Annotated in this window: 14 protein-coding genes; 12 read left to right on the top strand and 2 right to left on the bottom strand. The window is 44.3% G+C overall.

Going from position 1 to position 18,497, the window contains the following annotated elements:
- Positions 1–29 precede the first annotated feature (29 nt).
- From PR800_RS12805 to PR800_RS12765, 9 genes are all read left to right on the top strand, one after another.
- Complete coding sequence (locus PR800_RS12805) at positions 30–989, top strand: AAA family ATPase (protein WP_071171163.1); 960 nt, start codon at positions 30–32, stop codon at positions 987–989.
- Entirely contained in the window at positions 989–1,756 is a 768-nt protein-coding gene (locus PR800_RS12800) for a hypothetical protein (RefSeq protein WP_272530983.1), read from the top strand. The genes PR800_RS12805 and PR800_RS12800 overlap by 1 nt, the downstream gene beginning before the upstream one ends.
- 98 nt (positions 1,757–1,854) lie before the next feature.
- The gene (locus PR800_RS12795) at positions 1,855–2,808 is read left to right on the top strand and encodes a DUF3150 domain-containing protein (RefSeq protein WP_053426188.1); all 954 of its coding nucleotides are present in this window, start codon (positions 1,855–1,857) and stop codon (positions 2,806–2,808) included.
- A 61-nt stretch (positions 2,809–2,869) separates the two neighbouring features.
- On the top strand, positions 2,870–3,310 hold the full coding sequence (locus tag PR800_RS12790) for a hypothetical protein (protein ID WP_272530979.1): 441 nt from the start codon (positions 2,870–2,872) through the stop codon (positions 3,308–3,310).
- A 69-nt stretch (positions 3,311–3,379) separates the two neighbouring features.
- On the top strand, positions 3,380–5,035 hold the full coding sequence (locus PR800_RS12785; RefSeq protein WP_272530977.1) for a VWA domain-containing protein: 1,656 nt from the start codon (positions 3,380–3,382) through the stop codon (positions 5,033–5,035).
- Between the two features lie 84 nt (positions 5,036–5,119).
- Positions 5,120–5,617: a RadC family protein gene (gene radC / locus PR800_RS12780; RefSeq protein WP_000791199.1), complete on the top strand. Its 498-nt coding sequence runs from the start codon at positions 5,120–5,122 to the stop codon at positions 5,615–5,617.
- Positions 5,617–5,958 (top strand): hypothetical protein, encoded by a 342-nt coding sequence (locus tag PR800_RS12775; RefSeq protein ID WP_001014427.1) that lies wholly within the window; start codon positions 5,617–5,619, stop codon positions 5,956–5,958. The genes radC and PR800_RS12775 overlap by 1 nt, the downstream gene beginning before the upstream one ends.
- A 91-nt stretch (positions 5,959–6,049) precedes the next feature.
- Complete coding sequence (locus PR800_RS12770) at positions 6,050–7,117, top strand: DUF7146 domain-containing protein (RefSeq protein ID WP_272530974.1); 1,068 nt, start codon at positions 6,050–6,052, stop codon at positions 7,115–7,117.
- An 89-nt stretch (positions 7,118–7,206) separates the two neighbouring features.
- The gene (locus tag PR800_RS12765; RefSeq protein ID WP_272530972.1) at positions 7,207–7,914 is read left to right on the top strand and encodes a hypothetical protein; all 708 of its coding nucleotides are present in this window, start codon (positions 7,207–7,209) and stop codon (positions 7,912–7,914) included.
- Positions 7,915–8,044: 130 nt separating this feature from the next.
- Here the strand turns inward: PR800_RS12765 and PR800_RS12760 are convergent, their stop codons facing one another.
- Complete coding sequence (locus PR800_RS12760; RefSeq protein ID WP_272530970.1) at positions 8,045–10,273, bottom strand: UvrD-helicase domain-containing protein; 2,229 nt, start codon at positions 10,271–10,273, stop codon at positions 8,045–8,047.
- Complete coding sequence (locus PR800_RS12755) at positions 10,266–12,353, bottom strand: ATP-dependent nuclease (protein ID WP_272530969.1); 2,088 nt, start codon at positions 12,351–12,353, stop codon at positions 10,266–10,268. The genes PR800_RS12760 and PR800_RS12755 overlap by 8 nt, the downstream gene beginning before the upstream one ends.
- Positions 12,354–12,576: 223 nt before the next feature.
- Between PR800_RS12755 and PR800_RS12750 the strand changes: the two genes are divergently transcribed.
- The 3 genes from PR800_RS12750 to PR800_RS12740 are packed head-to-tail and all read left to right on the top strand — an operon-like array spanning position 12,577 to position 18,485.
- The gene (locus PR800_RS12750; RefSeq protein WP_272530967.1) at positions 12,577–13,521 is read left to right on the top strand and encodes a thioredoxin family protein; all 945 of its coding nucleotides are present in this window, start codon (positions 12,577–12,579) and stop codon (positions 13,519–13,521) included.
- A gap of 2 nt (positions 13,522–13,523) precedes the next feature.
- Complete coding sequence (locus PR800_RS12745; protein ID WP_272530966.1) at positions 13,524–14,912, top strand: conjugal transfer protein TraH; 1,389 nt, start codon at positions 13,524–13,526, stop codon at positions 14,910–14,912.
- Between the two features lie 3 nt (positions 14,913–14,915).
- Complete coding sequence (locus PR800_RS12740; RefSeq protein ID WP_272530965.1) at positions 14,916–18,485, top strand: conjugal transfer protein TraG N-terminal domain-containing protein; 3,570 nt, start codon at positions 14,916–14,918, stop codon at positions 18,483–18,485.
- Positions 18,486–18,497 lie beyond the last annotated feature (12 nt).

Below are 18,497 nucleotides of genomic sequence, written 5' to 3'. Positions count from 1 at the left end.
GGGCCTCGTTAAAACTAATGAGGTTTACCATGACAGAACAATCCCCATTTTTGGTTCAAGTGAATCAAGCGTTTAATGTCCCGGCTCCTGATGCTTTCGTTCTGGAAGGATATGGTGCCGACACTACCCATCCAAACATTCCCGTTCGCAAGGACGAGTATGTTTTTAGAAAAGAAGACTTACGTGACGTATTGGCGTTCTTGTCTCACCCAGACGGTGACGGTTTGTATATTACAGGCCCCACGGGATGCGGTAAGACCTCGCTAATTTGCCAAGTTGCTTCTCGATTGAATTGGCCTGTTCAGCAAATTACTGCACACGGTCGATTGGAGTTGTCCGATCTTATCGGTCACCACACGCTGGTTAATGGCAACATGACCTTTGTGTATGGACCGCTGGCACTGGCTGTAAAGCATGGCCATTTGCTGATCATTAATGAAATGGATCTTGCTGAGCCTGCTGAACTGGCTGGGCTCAATGACATTTTGGAAGGTGCCCCGTTGGTCATCGCACAAAATGGCGGTGAGATCATCATGCCACATAACAAGTTTCGTTTTATCGCAACCGGCAACAGTGCGGGCAGCGGTGACCAGACGGGCTTGTATCAAGGTGTGCTTCAACAGAATTTGGCTTTTCTTGATCGCTTTAGAATCATCGAAGCGGCCTATGCAGAGCCTTCTGTAGAGGAAGCAATTCTGGAGAACGTTGCGCCGGGCTTACCAGAAGTCTTCCGCCAAAAAATGGTGAAAGTGGCTGGTGACATTCGCCGTCTTTTTATTGGGGGCGCGGATGGCGGTGCTGAGCTTAGTATCACCATGTCCACTCGGACCTTGGTGCGCTGGGCAAAGCTAACACTTGCTTTTAAAGGCGCTCCTAACGCAGTGGAGTATGCACTGGTTCGGTCTTTGACGGCTCGTGCTGAGTTGGAGCAACGTGAAGCCATTCACCGTATTGCCGCTGATGTCTTCGGTGACCACTGGGAGGATTAATGATGGAAAAGTGCTTTGCTCTTTACCGTTACAGTCATTCTGATGGGACAGCCAAAGAATGGGCCATTTACGTTGGATCAGATACCCAGGAGATTGAAGTTCGGTTTGGAAAAGCAGGTCAATTGTCGCAGCAGCGATTGATTGAATCGACTGATCCTAAGGCTGAAGCAGACCGAAGAATCAATGAGAAAATCAACAAGGGTTATCTATTTGTTGGACAAGTCGGCATTGATCATCAAGGGCGGCCATTTGAACTCTCAAATGCGCTAGATAGCGTCGCGTGCGCCAATAACGTCAGTTGGGAGTTTCGTACTCGCAAGGACGTCAATGGCCAAATCTCGCTGGCGCAAAAAGCGTTGTTCGATATGGCAAAGCTGCTTGAAGCCTATGGCTTGGCTGTTATTGATGATAACCAGGTCAGGATTGGAGAATGGTCATTAGGGTTTTGCAAAAGCGGATTACCTAGTACCAATCAAATCAGCATTGTGTCAGGTGAAGGCGCTGGCATTGTTAACACGGATGATGGCCCGTGGCCATTGTTGCTGTTACTGGCCTTTAAGCGTCAATTACCACCTCTGTGTTCGCTCACAGTAGCGAGTCCTGAAGGGATAGAAGTATCCGACCAACTGAAGTTGGAAAAAGATGTATTGAGGCTTTTAGGCAGTGATTTAGAGCGGGTTCGCCCGATTGCTGAAGCACTGGACTTAATGCCTGCGAAAATCGATCTCAACCAATCGTCGCCTGATTCGCAAAATTACTATTTCTGATAGTGGTATTGCCATTAGCGCGTCAACTACTACCACCCAAACGGGGGCCATTGCTCCTGTTGGGAGTGGTGCGTCCCCATCTCGCATGAGGATGCACTATGAGTATTCAAACCCTTGACAAACTTTTGATTTGTCACATCGACTGTTCCATCTGGAGCGGTAGAAAAAAACTAAGGCCTGAAGATTTCAGATTAGCCAATGGCAGCCAACTTCCACCGAAGGATGTTGCCAGCTTAGGGAGTAAAAAAATTTGCGACCCAGAGGCATTGGCGAACTTTGAACGGCTTAAGAAAGAAGCGCAGCGCTTGTGTGAGCAAGTCGGTGTGCGGTTTTTAGGTGGCTATGCCGTCCCTGAAGACCGAATTGATCAGATTGTTCCAGAGCTTGACCGGATCGGTCAGGAGTTTGCGCAGTGCAAGCAGTTGTTCTTGGACAACTATGATCAGGTGACGTTTGACTGGGTTGCGAAACACCCGGAATTTGCAGATGCAATCCGACGTGCATTATCACCCATCGAAGACGTGGAACAACGACTTCAGTTCGATTATGCCATCTATCGAATGCAACCAGCTGACCAAGCTGGAGGCTTAGATGACAAGGTCAATGGTATGGGACACACCCTCTTTAGGGAGGTGGCTCGTGATGCCAACGAACTGTTTGAGCGTTCCGTTGCAGGTAAGAATCAAATCAGTCAGCGAGCCCTTAATCCGCTCAAGCGATTAAGAGACAAGTTGGATGGTTTGTCATTCCTGGATCATCGAGTTCAGCCGATGGTCGAAGCGATGGACAATTTATTTGTTCGTCTGCCGAAGACCGGCCCTGTGACAGACAATCTCTATCACGAACTGATGGCGACCATTTTAATTTTGTCTGATCCAGACAAGATGAGAATGCACGGTGAAGGTCAGTTGGATATCAGACAACTGATGCCCAAACCTGAACCTAAACCCGCACAGCCAGTATCTGCTCAGGCAGATAACTTACGTGCAATACCACAACCAACCGTCAGACCAAACCTTGGTTCGACTGTACCAAACTCATTTTATTTCTAACGTCCTTGAGGGCATGTTGCCCTGAAGGGCGCATGTCCTCTGAACTATGTAAGAGGAAATTATGCAATCAACCATCCATAACCCCAGCCAACTGAACCAGTTTGAACCGCATTTTCGTGGTGTGACTGATGCGGTTGAAAGTGAATCGATACCAGAAGTGGCGTGTTGTCGAATGTTAGTACAACGGTCGTACTCAACACATAGTGTCGTGATCCCCAAGAACCCTGTGCTGATCGCAGATGCGGACGCACAAGGAGCTTGGGTAACGGCCATGGTATTTGTTCCAAACATGGCATTGCAGCAAACCGCTTTTGAGCGGGCCTGGCTGCAATATCAACACGAGGTGTCTACTCAGTTACAAGACCAGTACGGTCTGACATTGGATGACATCCTGAGTTTAGACCAGCTTAAAACGTCATTTGAGCAGCACGAGAGTCCAGCTCAATTGGTGGCTTGGTTAGGTCAAAAATACGACCTGGATAAGCTAAAAGCACAGGTTTAAACACTTACATTCCCAGCGGGGAAACGCTCCCGCTGAGGGAGTATTCCCCCTAATGATTAGGAGACTCCCATGAATCATCCATTAAAAAACGCACTGCCAATCGTTGCCGCCGCTTATGGCGAAAAGTTTGGTGTGAAGGTGCTTATTCAAGGACAAGATGCGTTTACCGATGGTGAGCGGATTGTGATCCCAACAGCAAACCCAGACGACCCACACTATCAACAGATAGCTTGGGGTTATCTGGCTCATGAAGCGGCGCATATTCGGCATACCAATTTTGACATGGTGCAGAAGGCGTCGTCCAAACCGATCCGTAAGGCACTTCTCAATATTATTGAGGATGTGCGCATTGAAAACGAATTGGCAAAGGATTACCCCGGAACCCGGCGCAGTATTTCGCAAGTGATTGAGTACATGGTGGACACACAGCAAATGTGTGTACCTGAACAGCTTGAGCCTGCATCTAACTTGCAAGCCTGGTTGTTGTTTCGCTTGAGATGCCATTTTCTGGGCCAGAAAGCGCTGACGCCTTTGTATCAAGCTGTTGATGAAAGAGTGAGACAACTCTTTCCTGCCGCAGCGATGAGCCGGTTAAGCGCCATGCTGACAGCAGTGCCTAGCCTGGTATCTACAGGTGAAGTGCTAAAACTTGTCGATGCCATCGTTGCCATGTTGGAAGAAGAATCTCGTCCACCACAGGATGAGTCGGATGCTGATAGCGGTAATGACATTGGACAAGATGCGAGTAATGACAGCAATAGCAGTAGTGACAGTCAAACCCCGGAAACTGGTTCGTCTGCAACAGGGGATGCTGATGAAACGGGGGATTCTGATAACTCTGATCAAGCAGACAATTTGCGACAAGCCTTAGAGGCCAGTGCCGCTCAGTTTGAACTCGATACCTTTGCCCAAGTGGCAGAAGTGTTGTCGGAACAAGCTGAAGGACATCAGGGCGTCACTCCACTCAGTTTGCCTCAAGCAGAGCAAGCTATGTTGGGTGATGAGGCCATTTTGACCTTATCGGCGTCTGAGTCGGCTCAAATTCGAGCCCGACTTAGGGGCGTGGTTCAGTCCAGTCAGGACAATCGGAATCATGCCAAACGGTACGGTCTTCGAGTTGCAACTCATCGTCTTGCCGCTTTACAAGCAGGTGAGTCGAGATTGTTTATTCAAAGGCAGCCTCGCATTGCGCCCAATGCTGCTGTGCACTTACTTGTTGATATATCGGGTTCAATGGGTAAACCCATTGGTGAAGGTAATCGCAAGTACTTTCATGTTGCCAATGAAGCCGCTTTGGCTTTAGCCATGGCACTGGAAGGCATACCGGGTGTTGTACCTGCGGTCAGTTATTTTCCGGGTATTCATCAGGAAGTTTCTATCGCGTTATTGCCCAAGCAATCGGTTCGACATCGGGCCGCCTGTTTTGACCAAAAACCACGAGGTTGTACGCCTATGGCACAAGCGATGTGGTTTGCGGCAAACAGTTTGTTAGCACAAAAACAGAAGCGAAAGCTAATGATAGTGCTAACGGATGGTGACCCAGATGATTGGGCTGCTACGCATGACATTGTTGACCGGTGCAGACGCAGTGGCTTTGAGCTGCTGGGGATCGGGATTCAAACACGCAGTGTTGAGAAATTCTTTCCTCAAAGCATCGTGATTAACGACGTCAAAGATCTGAAGCGTGAGTTATTCGAAGTAACACAACAACTGTTAATTCAGTAACCACATCAATTTTACCACCCTGCGGGGACGATTCCGTCCCCGTCAGGGCATGGGTTCGTCTCCGCTTTTTTTTGGGAGACTCCTATGAAAAACAAAAAGTTCTTAGCTGGCGAAGAAGCCGGTACTTACATCGTTCCTGAGCAAGTGACTGAAGCGGATATCTTAGATATGGCGCTCAAGCTTGCCCGTGGTCGATTGAGTAAAGGTCGAAAAATTGAACAGCCATCGTCGGCGTTCTCATACTTGCAAACACTGATGCACGAGTATGAGCACGAAGTCTTTGGCGTACTGTTTCTTGATACAAAGCATCGCGTTATTCGATTTGAAGAGCTATTTAAAGGCACTTTAGATGCGGCGAGCGTGTATCCAAGGGAAGTAACAAAACGAGCGCTTGAGCTTAATGCGGCAGCAGTGATACTGGTTCATAACCATCCATCGGGTGATCCTGAGCCAAGTGAAGCTGATAAACGCATCACTCATCGACTCCGTGACGCCTTGTCACTTGTTGATATTCGAACGCTTGACCATGTCGTGGTCGCATCCGAGGGCTGCGTTTCGCTTGCCGAACGCGGTTATCTTTAATGAATGGGCGCATTGCCCATTCTCCTACATCACAAAAGCAGTCCCATCAACACACGTCATCACAGCTCGAATTTCTATTTGAGTTTGATGATGCCCCAGTCACTTGGTCTGACACGGAAATCTGGCAATTACGCGAAGGCATTCTATTGGATGCGATCCGAGTATTGCTGGATGGCCGTGTCAGTACTCGGTTGCGAAAGGATGTGTTGTCGTGGATTAAAAATGACGAATTAGCGCCATTTTGCTTTCGTGTTTGCGCGATGGCTGCGGTTGTCGATCCTGATGTGCTTCGTGATTCCATCATGTGGCTATTAAGACGACATGGTATCCAGCTTGACTAACGCTCCTGTATTAACCAAACGGCTCAATGCAGGACCTAAGCTGACTTTTACCACTTGTGGTAGGAGTCGGCATTTTACTTAAGGAGGTTATATGGCGTTACCTTTACAAATTGACACAGTAAGGCCATATCTCAATGGTCAATGGCTTCAAGTCTTGGCGGCATTGGTGCCAGAACTTGATGCCGCTATTGCTCGAAAAGGCCGTCATGTGGCTTGTCCTGTTCATGGCGGTCGTGATGGCTTTAGGCTGTTCAAAGATGCTGAATATACCGGTGGTGGCGTTTGTAATACCTGCGGTATCTTTCATGATGGTTTTGAACTGTTGTCTTGGATCAATGGATGGAACTTTGCTCAGTCTATTGAAGCAATCGGCCAGGCTCTTGGTATTCAACCCGGACAAGTACCAACTCGGGCAATACCGAGTAACGCTGTTGACTGGAAGACTAAAAAGCAGGACGAGGACAAAGCGATTATCCATCGTTTGAATCAAACCTGGGGAGAAACGCTATCTCTTGCAGATACTCGTGCGCAACCAGTTTGGAACTACTTGCATCGTCGTGGCATTGTTACGCGGCTTCGTCCTGAATGGGATTCGGTGCTGAGGTTTCATCCAAACTTGCCTTACCATGATGAAGATGGTCTGTTTATCGATAGCTACCCAGCGCTGCTAGGTAAAATCGTTACTCAGCAAGGGCGTTCGGCCACGTTTCATCGGATCTACCTAAGTGAAGATGGATTTAAAGCACCGGTTGAAAAGCCTAAAAAGATGATGCCGATACCAAGTGACAGAACAATCACTGGTGGTGCCATTCCTATAGGTGAGCCCGGTGAAGTCCTAGGTGTTTCTGAAGGTATAGAAACGGCCCTAGCGGTAACCAGAGCAACGGGGCAAACATGTTGGTCGGTTGTGAATGCAACGCTACTGGCTAGGTTTGAACCACCAAGTAATGTGAAAATGCTGTACATCTGGGCAGATCACGATCTCTCTGAGACCGGCCTGAATGCAGCGAATGAACTCAAGAAAAAAGCCTGGCAAAAAGGCATTCTGACACAAGTCCTGATCCCCCCGATACCAACGTCACTCGGCGTGAAAAGTTGGGATTGGAATGATGTGCTGAATGTTTACGGTGCCATGGGCTTTCCGAAAGTTCATATCTGATCCAAGGGGCTTCGGCCCCTTTTTTTGCGCCTTGCATATTTGAAAAAACATGGAGAATGAAAAAAAGATAACCAATAGGAGAAACAAACATGATGGTATTAACCCTGTTAACAAAGCAGATTGATGGTGAGTTTACGGTTTACTGGAAGACCGGCCTTCGAAGAGGTGGTGAGCTAAAGGTCGATTTAGGTGAGCAATACGACAAGCTACCTGAGCAGCAAAAGCCAATTGCAGCTGAGCTTTATGCTATTCATCACCTACTGTCAGTGAAAGAGGTGATGGGGAGTAACCGAAGCGGTAATGGGCTTCAAATCCGGGTCAGTAAAGGAGCTATCAAAAAGTTACAGAAACAACGCTCAACTCAGCATTCACTTTACAGCCTGACTAGGTTTTTGCTCACTCGATACCAGGAAGCACAGATCTCGGTAGAGAAGCGGGACGATTGGCTCTCACATTCCTTCGAAGAATACAGCGTCGATAATGCTACAGTGAGAGAAATCGATGAGGTCATCAACGTTCCGAACATTGGACCTGTCGTGGTGACTCGTCATGCACTGGAACGGTTTGTGGAACGGCTTTCAGACGGTGCTCCTAAGCATCCTTGGAAGGCTTTGTGCACAACGCTGCTATGCTCTGGGCTAACTAAAGCCCAGTTACCAGAAAGCGTCGCTATCCAAAAAGCCAAAAAATATGCACAAGGGGCCGAGTTCTGGCAGCATCTTGGTAGCAAAATGCACTTTGTTATGATTCCGGGTGACTCAATGAAAACGTTGGTTACGGTTTTCATAGTTAAGTAAAATAATGTGGTATTAGCAAATCTTTAATATTCCTAGTATGCCAGTTGACATTTAACCATAATTTTAATTGGCTTATGAATTCGATAAAAAATACTATCAGCATTTAAAAAATGTAGGATTCAAAAGGCTTTCAACTTAAATCATCTAAAAATGGTATGACTTTCCATTTGCAAGTGACTTTTTTGTCAGGTGGGCATGTTAGACAACCCGCCTTTGATTTCTGTACGGCAACACATAATAAATGAGTCGGTCGGCTCATAGCTACATAAGTCGTTTTTAGCCGTTGCTCTAATTGAGTATATGATTTTTTTGGTCTTTTATATGTATTATTAGGGCAAAATAAGTCGTTACCTGAACTGTATCCCCAAAAATAAGACGATTCACTGGCACCATAGTTTTCATTTTCAACCAATAAAGTCGCCATGTGTGTTTCACCTTTTATGGAATGAATTGTGCCGACCTTGATCTCTATTCCGTCTTCCATTATTACATTATTTTTTTGTGTAAAGGCGTCCATTGAATTGATCTGGTTTTCACTTGTAAAAGGAATGTTTTGTGGAATTTGATAGTTATATTGGGTTAATAAATTGATAAATTCTGTTTTTACATCAGTTGGTAAGATGGCATCAGTTTCAATCTGCTGAATACACTTAAAAATAAAAAGGTTATAGGCAGTTAAAAACTCATGGCGGTTCTCTTTTAACTCTGCCAACAATTTACTTTTTGAATATTGATTATTCGGTATTAAATTCAGCGTTGCCACGAGTGCGTTAACAAAAATCTCATAATACACTTTTGTGCCTAATTGTTTTATTTCTGCTTCAGGTCTTTTCTGAAAATACGAAACGAGATTATCGAAATTGGTTTTTCGCTTAGTTGTTTCTTTAGAATAATTTTCAACGTAGGAATTAATGGTTAATTTGGTATCTTTTTCTGCAGGCGCTTTACCAACAGAACCGACTAAATTAAAGCGCGCAGAAGTGCTTCTCCAATCATTATCTAAAAGCTTGTGGTTGTGTATTTGTTTAACAAATAAACCAAGCGCCTGTTCGGGTTGATCAAACAATAAAATTGTTGGTTGAAGTGACTGTTTTTGTGTATTACCTGAAATGCTTGGTAACACTTGTTTGAAAGGATTAATACATGCAGCTATCTCATTACCAAACCTTTTACTGTCAGAAATAGCTAATCTTTCAAATCCCACTATATTGTCCCTCCATGCTGACTTTTCATCTGAAAACCCATTAAAAATGGCTTGGTCTGGATCACCAAAATATTGCTTTATAACAGCTTCGTTAAATACTGAACTAATAATGTCCATTTGATGTAGTTGAGTGTCTTGCATCTCGTCAGCAAATAAGAAACCAAATCTATTTGATAAAATGGGGCTTATTTCTGGACAGTCATTTAAAGTTATACTTGATAATGAAAATGCATCTTCAAAACTGACAATACCTTGCTTGTATATATCTTCTTTAAGTAGTTTGAATTCCTTGAATGATTCAGTGTTATTACCTGCAACAACTCTATTTTTTGCTCTGTTATATATATTGTTTTTTATCAAATCTAGATTTAAATCAGTTACAAGCGATTCACATTTTTTGTTAGTGAGTTCGCCCATTGCCAATTTGTGTTTACTATCAATCAACTCTTTAAGCAAAAGCTGTTTATTAAATTCTGCTGGTAAATTTTCAGCAACTAGACTTTTGCATTTACTATATTCTAACTCGCCTGATTTTTTCAGAGTTTTCTGTTTTTTTAGAGCTTCAAATAATTGACCTGCTCTGAAGCTTTTATCTTTATCTGAAAGCGAATCGTCTGCAAAACAGTATGCTGCGATGTCTTTTTTTGTTATTTTTGGATTATAAGCAGAATGAAATAATAAACTGTGTAATCTCGATTTATAATTATTCAGTTTTTTAAACTCTTTAATCAGTTTACGATTAAACACCACTGTATCTACTGAGGTTATAGGGCTACGGTAATAATCCCATAATGATTTTTTTAATAAAAATTGACCAACAAAACTCTGTATCGTGCCAAAAAAGTTGGGGTATTTAAAAAGAATATCTGCTTTGTTACCCAGCCTATTCTTTATCTCATCAATAGCCACATTGGTATGGGTTAATACACAAATACCACTACCATCGTCAAATGGCATACGCTGTGATAGCAATAATAGTTTCACTAATAAAACTGTGGTTTTACCACTTCCTGGGCAAGCGATAATATTAGCATTATCCCAACAATCTATTATTTTTCGCCGCTCACTGGTTTTATCATCAAAAGTGTTTTCAGGTAAGCCAAGCTCTTTACAAGCCGATTGTATTTCTTCATTAGTAAAAGAAAATTTAATCATTTGCTTGTTCTTCCTCGTTCAATACTCCACACGCATAGTCAATGGCGTCAATAATGTATTTTAAGTAACTATCGCGTTTTAACGCCTCAAATAAAGTATCTTTTTTTAACAGTAATATTTCAGAAAATATTTGCGCGGTAACGGCTTTTGATGGGCTTGCTGAATCAACAAACGGTTTGAATATGTGGTAAGCAATTTCTTCAAGACTATTACCTTGAGTAACTTCTCCATCTATCTCTTTGGGTATTTGAAACTTGTCATCTTCATCAAATAACTCATTAAAATAGCTTTCTGATGATTTGATTTTTTTAGCTATTTGAACCGCTAAAGCAAAACTATCTCGCAATTCTTCACTACAGGCTAAATCATACTCTAGCGTCCAGTTTTTATTAGTGAATACTTTAACATTTTGGCTGTCATATTTTCGCTTTAGAATATGAGATTTTGCGGTTCTAATGTTTAGAATATTATTTTCATCGAGTTTTATTTTCCAATGTTCGATTTGAGCATTTAACCCTTTAGGCATAGTGGTTTGACTGATTGCGGTTTTTACCGCTGCTTTTAAGTCATCTAAATTTGTATAAATATTGTTATGAATGCTTTCTAAACAATGAGAATTTTCATTAGTATCTGTTAAGATATTATCTTTAACTTGATAATAATCAGGTTTATCTTTATGTTCACTATCGAAATGTTCAATTGCGGGAATATCTAAATCGGTGATCACCGAAACGGGTAAATCCAATTCAGGTAAAGTTTTTCTTTGAAATATTTTTGAATATCGCAAAAATGCGGTACTACCGACATTGACAATAGAAACCCCATATTTATGTAACGGTTTGCCTATTAAATCAGCAATAGTGGGTATTAAGATATTTTCGGCATCGCCCTCAACCATTATGACCCCTCGAGCAAAAAACATATTTGCTTTAGTTGAGTCTAAGAACCGTTGCAGAAATTTATAATCACCAATAGCTAAATTAGTTTGCCCTTTCCACATTGGATATACATTTTTTCCTCGACATAAAATTAGATTTTCTAAACTAATAGATGCGCCAATTGTTGTGCTATGTGTGGTTAAAATGAATTGATTGCCATTCTTATTGCTAATATTTTTTAGAGCGTTAATTACTCGCAGCTGAGCTTGTGGATGTAAATGAGCTTCTAATTCTTCGATTAAACAAAGCTGTAAAGTATCAAAAGGGTCTGTTTCAAGGTGGAGTAACTCAGCCGCCATAAAAAGTTTATTGAGTGTGCCCAGTCCAGAACTATTTTCTTCCAGTTCTAATCCAAGAGTTTTTAGTATTTTGTGTAACTCAGGATCTGCAATTTTTACGGATGCTTCTCGCTGATCATCTACTTGGCGAAAATCCTCAACATAGGAGTTAATACTCTTGAGAATAGTTGGTGAAGTTTCATCTGATGATTTAGTTTTAACGTCATCGAGGAATTTTGAAATTTCTTTATTTGCATCCTCAATAATTTTTTCTAATTCATGTTTTTTGTATTGTCCATCAACTCCTTTTTCTTTTTTAAAACTATTGTGACTCTGTAATATCTGTGCAAGACGCGAACGATAACCAGGTGTCATTTCAGCTTCTGCGTCTCGCAAAGGCTTTAAATATGTGACTTGCAGTAAGGCTTTTGCATCACTATCCATATGTGATTCCGCACCTTGAGGACCAGCTTTTGTATCCCAAGTAATTCTATCGTTATCTAGTAATTTTGCTTTTAGAAATAACCTTAACTCAAATTCTTTTTCTTCGTTGAAATAGCCCCACTCAATAAATTTTGCTGCTTCTTGTTCTTCGAAATCAGAAAAAATTGCAGTAATGGTAAATGTATCGGCTCTTTCTTGTTGCGGATTACCACCTGTAATCTTAGATGGTTTATAAAAATCTCTTGGCTCAAATCGAATACTTTCAAAACTTTTTGTATTTAATATATAACGAATCGCGTCAACTATAGCGGTTTTGCCAGAGTCATTTTCACCAACAAGTACATTTAAGCCTTTTTGAAAATTTACTTTTAAGCTTTCAAACCTTCTGAAATTAGTTAATTTAAGTTCTTTAAGAAACACTGAAATTTCCTTATATGATTTCTGCGGACTACAGAAAAACCGTGCATTTAAAAATCACATTAAGTTTTTTTCAAGGAAACATCAACTCCAACTGTAGCGTTAGCTGTCTTTACCAGATCACAACAGCTAGTCAGAAACACTCACAATTCCTTCATCTATCTGGCTAATCGCCCTGACGGGGATCTTTAGCATGTTAGCTCTATGAAATTTTCTGGAGCTGACAATGAGAACCCCCTTGTTCCCTTGGTTCATCCTATGGATGACCATCCCAATCATTATCTTCTTTCTATTCATCTTACCCGCCCATGCTAGTGATGGGCCATTCTATCAGCGTGGTCAGGAAGGCTGGTTTTGGTATCAGGTCATTCCTGAGCCAGCGGAACCTAAAGAGCTTTTAAAGCAGGAATTTGGTTCCGTTGAGTCCAGTCAGGACGAGCTAAAGCCCTTCAGTGCCGCATGGTTCCGAGAGCATATGCAGTCGTTCATGGACAAGGCAATTGATGAGCCGACGAATGAGAACGTCAGAGCCTATCTGTATCTCCAGCGCGTCATGATGGATAAGGGCTCACAGTTTGCTGATGTTAGTCAGCAGGTGGTCATGGGCGATCCTGTTTTGGATGAAATCAGTCGCAGACCCTTGGCGACTTATGCTGCCAATCGGATGGATCGAGAAGCTGGCGCTCAACGTGATGTAGCTTTAGGTGAAGTAGCAAAACGGGCTGGCTTGTTCTTCTTCTATCGTTCGGATTGTCCTTATTGCCATGCTCAAGCGCCTATCATCGAATCCATGGCTTTGAACTACGGTTTCGAGGTGTTTGCTATTGCTGTCGATGGCATGCCTTTACCGGGTGGAGAGTTTCCTAATTACAAAGTCGATTCAGGACAAGCTCAATCATTGTCCGTTACGACTGTCCCTGCCGTGTTCTTAGTTGACCCGCCTAACGTCATAACTCCGATTGGCCAGGGTGCAATGAGCCTCGATGAGCTCAATAATCGAATCATTCTCGCAGCCCATCAAGCCGGTTGGATTGACGATCAAACTTACTATGCCACCAGACCTGTTCAACCCGGTGTGTCACTTGCGATGTCAGCGCAAGAGCTTAACGAAAAGATATTACAGGACCCTGAGTTCCTTGTTCGCTATCTGCGTGCACAAGGAGGGTTATAACGATGAAAAAAGTATTCCAAGTATCGCTAATCGCCTGTGCGATTGGTTTTTCGTCTATGAGCCAAGCAAGCTTGCAACAGGAGATGAACCAGTTATTTGGTTCAATGACCAACAGCACTGCGCCTGGTGTATTCGAGAGTCAGCGGCGTGGCGTTATATCTGGCGGAAGTGTTGTTGTCCGTAACAGAATCATGAACGAAAACCTCGTCTCTATGGTGCCTCCGTCATTCCAAGCTGGTTGTGGCGGCATTGATATGTTCGCAGGAAGTTTGTCATTTGTTAATGCTGATCAGTTCGTTCAATTGCTTCGCTCTGTAGCGGCAAATGCCAAAGGGTACGCATTCCAATTGGCGCTCAGTGCTATGTGTGAGAAATGCTCTCAGCACATGGAGACACTGCAAAAGAAAATCCAGCAGTTGAACGAGTATTTCGGCAATTCCTGTCAAATGGCTCAGGGAGTCGTGAACGATACCCTGGCTGCTTTTGGTAAAAAGGGGCAAACAGAAGCCAGCATGTTGAGCTCACTTAAAGGGGCTGGAGACGTTTTTACCAGTTGGAGTGAGTCCAATGGTAAGAACCCATATGAGAACGCTTCGAGTGTCGCGGCAACTGATGTGAACAAAACGATTAAAGGTAATTTGGTTTGGCGAGCACTGAAACGTCATTCGGCATCAAGCTGGTTTGCATCGGGGGATGACCGTTTTCTTGAAGCAGTTATGTCGGTGACTGGTTCGATCATTGTTGGTGATCTAGCTAATGCCGCTGATGGCCAAGGTAAAGCCCCAAAACTGACCAGGCTGAATGGCAATAAAGTGACTATTGAGCATCTAATTCATGGCGGCAACGTTGCTATGTACCGATGTGACACAGTGGCGCAAGACGGTTGTCTGAACCCAACAATCACTAACGTGACTCTTACCGGGTTATCAACTCAGGTAGAAAATTTACTTCTTGGTACAGGTTCTAGTAACGGCATTATTTTTAAATTTGCTCGAAATACAGGGGCTGCTAGCACCACCGAAAAGGCTTTTATGACCTCGGCTCCCGCCAGCATTGGCGGCATGATTCGAACACTTTCTGCATTAAATGAAGGGGCTGCTAGGTCGTTTGCTTCAAGAGCTGCACCATTTATTGCTGTTGAGATGGCCCGGGCATTGGTTGAAGACATGCTCAATGCAGCTAGAAGCACCTCTGGTGTAGAAGATCATGCCTATGCGAAGTTGTTAACTGAAGACCTTGAACGTGCACGTCGCCAAATCAATGAGGAGTACGCCGCGTTACAGCGAAGATACGGCTCAGAGCAAGAGTTGCTGGCGCATTTTAATCAGGTGATTCAGACCATTCGCAAGCAGCGTTATTACACCGTTAAATCTACGGCACTGGGGGAATAGGTCATGTGGGAGATCTATTCCATTGGGGATTCGGCATTTTTAGAGCAGGTCTTGAACGCTGTCGCGATGATCACTGGTACAGGCGACTTTACTTCAATGGTTCGGATTGGCTTGCTCATTGGGGTATTGATGATCTCTGTTCAGGCCTTAATGCAAGGCGGTCGTGGGATTAACTTTCAACACGTTTTAGTCTCATGGCTAGTCTTTGCAACCATGTTTGGACCCAGTACCCGAGTGAGCATTGAGGATGCGTACACGGGACAAGTTCGAGTGGTTGATAATGTGCCCATCGGTGTTGCTGCCGCAGGTAGTACGATTTCGACTGTTGGCTTTCAAATCACGCGATTGTTTGAAACGGCGTTCTCAACTCCCGCCATGACGGAATACGGCTTTGCATCCAGTTTACAGTCACTGATTAAAGTGAGAAAACAGGTGATGGATCGCTCGGGGTTGGGTGATGCAAATCGTGTCGCCGGTTCTGACATTGAACAATCATGGTTTAACTACATCAAAGAGTGCACCTTGATTGGTATCGACATTGGCCAAAAGAACCTCGATCAGGTGCTGAGTGATCCTAACCCGATGACTGCGATTAGGTTTGATTCGCGCATTTATGGCACGCGCATCATGCTCAGTGGTAGCAGTAGCGATTTGGACTGCTCCGATGCCTATAGCCAGCTGAAACTCATGACAGAATCAACCTTCATTCCAAGGCTTAAACAGGTTCTGTCAGCCTCATTGGGAACTTCGTCAGCAACGGATACTGATGACGTGATCCGAAATGCACTGAATAACCTTGGTTTGGCTTCGGTTAACACCCAAGAGTACATGACCGCGTCAGTGCTTTTGCCTATTTATGAGCAAAGCGTGACGGGCAAGTATATGGATGATCAAGCTTTCACCGCTGCCGTGATGGTTAACCAAGCGATTGAGCAGCGCAATACGCAATGGGCGGCGGAGCAGACCCTGTTCCAAAGTATCGTTCGTCCGATGATGACGTTTTTTGAGGGTTTCATTTACGCCATCACCCCATTGATGGCCTTTGTGATTGCCCTTGGCCAAATCGGGATGCGAATGGCCGGGAAGTACTTGTTAATCTTGCTTTGGATTCAACTTTGGATGCCTGTCATGGCCATCATTAACCTGTATATTCATTTAACCGTTGCAGGGAAAATGTCGGCTCTTGATGCCTTTGCAGGTACAGAAGTGCCATCTTTTGCTGGGATGATGCAGATGGATTCAGTGCTGCAAACCTGGATAGCTACTGGCGGAATGTTAGCGTCGAGTGTTCCTGCAATTTCGCTCATGCTCGTGTATGGCTCAGCAATAACCGCTACCCACTTAGCTGGACGTCTTCAAAACGGTGATGCCATTGATGAAAAGATGGCAAGTCCAGATGTCGCGAAAAATGCCCCGGTGATGCAATCACAGTCAATGTTCCAAAATTCAGCCCTCACTGGTTCTGCTATGACCGGCGCGTCAAACCTGCTAAGCAGTTTCTCTGTCGGAAACGCAGTGGGTTCAATGGTCGGCTCTGCAAAAGAATCCATGACTCAGGCAACTCAAGCCTTTAGCCGTCAGGTTGGCAATACCATGAGTCGAACCTTTGGTGAAAAGCTAAGTTACGACAACCTTTCTTCGGTTGGACGTCAGATCGGCTCTTCTAATTCCTCATCTAGCGCCGTTGTTAATCAGGTCACTGATGACCTGCAAACACGGTATGGTTTCGGAGACGATAAAAAAGACGCTGTACGTGGCTTGGTATCTGGCGTGTTATCGGGAGGCCTAAGGGTCGGTGGAGATGGAACCATTACAAATACCGATGATAAAGAAGTAGCAGATAAAGGGTTCTTGGGAAGATTACTTGGTACAGGGGGGAATGACTCCCCACAAGGTAACTTGCCTGGAGTCGATAAACCTGAATCCTCAAGAGTGCCAAAAATATCACGGTTACGAGCAGGCTTGGATTTAGGTGGAAACTTTAGTGGCCAAGTTGAGTCGTCAGAAGGCAGTTCTCGATCCACGACCGCAAATACGCTCACTGGGGAGATGCAAAGCTTGGCATCGAGTGATTCACGACGTGCTGAGTATCGCGATGCAATGGTTAAGGACCTTTCAGATTCAAGACGTTCTGGCGTTGAAATGTCGTTGTCTAACCAAGACTATCAGTCACTTCAGAGTTCAGCACAAGACGTTATCACGGCATCAAACCGCTTTAGTGAGCTTGATCAGGCCAGCTACAGTCTATCAGGACAAAGGAACACGGATGGTGCGACGTTAACTCGATTAGCAGCGGATAATCCTGAAGTCATGGATTATTTGGGTCGCTATATGAACCAGCATGTTGAAGCCGGTAACCGATTACGTGAAAACCTTCCAATGTATCAGCGCTTGCTACCTGATGATAATCAGGCGTATGTGGCCGCAGCGATGGAGTCTTTAACCTATAGCAACTCCTCAACGCCCGCTGAACGAGACAATGATTATCAAGCAGCAATGACTGTTATGGCCATGGCTACTGGAGCCGATTTACGATCAATTCAACCGCGCTCAAATGAAGGCTTGTCATCAGCTGCACCTACTTTTGGTGGCACTCAAAGCCAAGTGGAATCGGGGGTATTGGGCGGCTACGAGGATGTTGCAACTGTTCAAACTCAGTTCAACGCAGCTCAATCGGCTTACCAAACCAATTTGTCTGGTGTAGATGGACAGCTGAATGCGCATCAGCAACAAGCCCAGCAGGCCGTAGCTTCTGACACAAGTACCTATCAATCTGGACTAAACAGTGAAGCTGGCTCTCAGTGGCGATCTCGCATTATGGCTGATGATAGCGGAGTCTCTGGTGCTGAAATGTTCTTCAACAGCGCCAGTGCTATTGGTGATTTCAGTGGCAAGCATACTGATGCAGCACTGCATACCTTGAATCATTTTGGCGAAGATTATGAGAGTTACAAGGAGCAAGCGCTTGAAGACCCGGGCTCACGAGGATTCTTGCACAATGCAACGGTGGCCAGCAAATCAACCTGGGATGGGTTAAAAGCCGCCGTTGATGCCGGAACCTCTTTGGAAAATCCATTGACGGCGTTTAATGATGCATACAGTGGATCGAGTTCGCAGTATGCCTCCGAAGTAAACTGGGGCACTAAGTCTGAAGCCATGTTGGCGGGGGCATTTGGTGCGGCAGTTAACAATCGATATGGTGAGTTCTTAGAACAGTATGCCGATGATTTCAAACAGGAAGCATACAGCGAAGGGCAGAGAATGGGATTGACCCCGATTCAAAGTCAAGTGTTCGCTCAAGCTTTCAATGAAGGTTTGGCGGGACGCGTATTCAACTCTGAAGACTCATCGAGTTGGTCGCCAGAAATGCTTGGCCTAAGGGAACAAATGCTAAATGAGTATCGTCAAAAGGATGAGAGTGGCGCTTACATCCCCGACAGTGTGTCCGAAGAAGATAAAGCATTTGTGGATAAGCAGATAGCGGTGATCTCAAATGCATCCCTTGCGGGTGATTATGCTCAGAACAACTTGATCGATATTAGGGCCTATAACCAGGCTTCAGGAAGGAACTAAAAACAGAAGGTA

Origin of the sequence: Providencia sp. PROV205, from assembly GCF_028479505.1 — a bacterium.
GTDB classification, from domain to species: domain Bacteria; phylum Pseudomonadota; class Gammaproteobacteria; order Enterobacterales; family Enterobacteriaceae; genus Providencia; species Providencia huaxiensis.
This window is presented reverse-complemented; position numbering and strand designations above follow the sequence as displayed.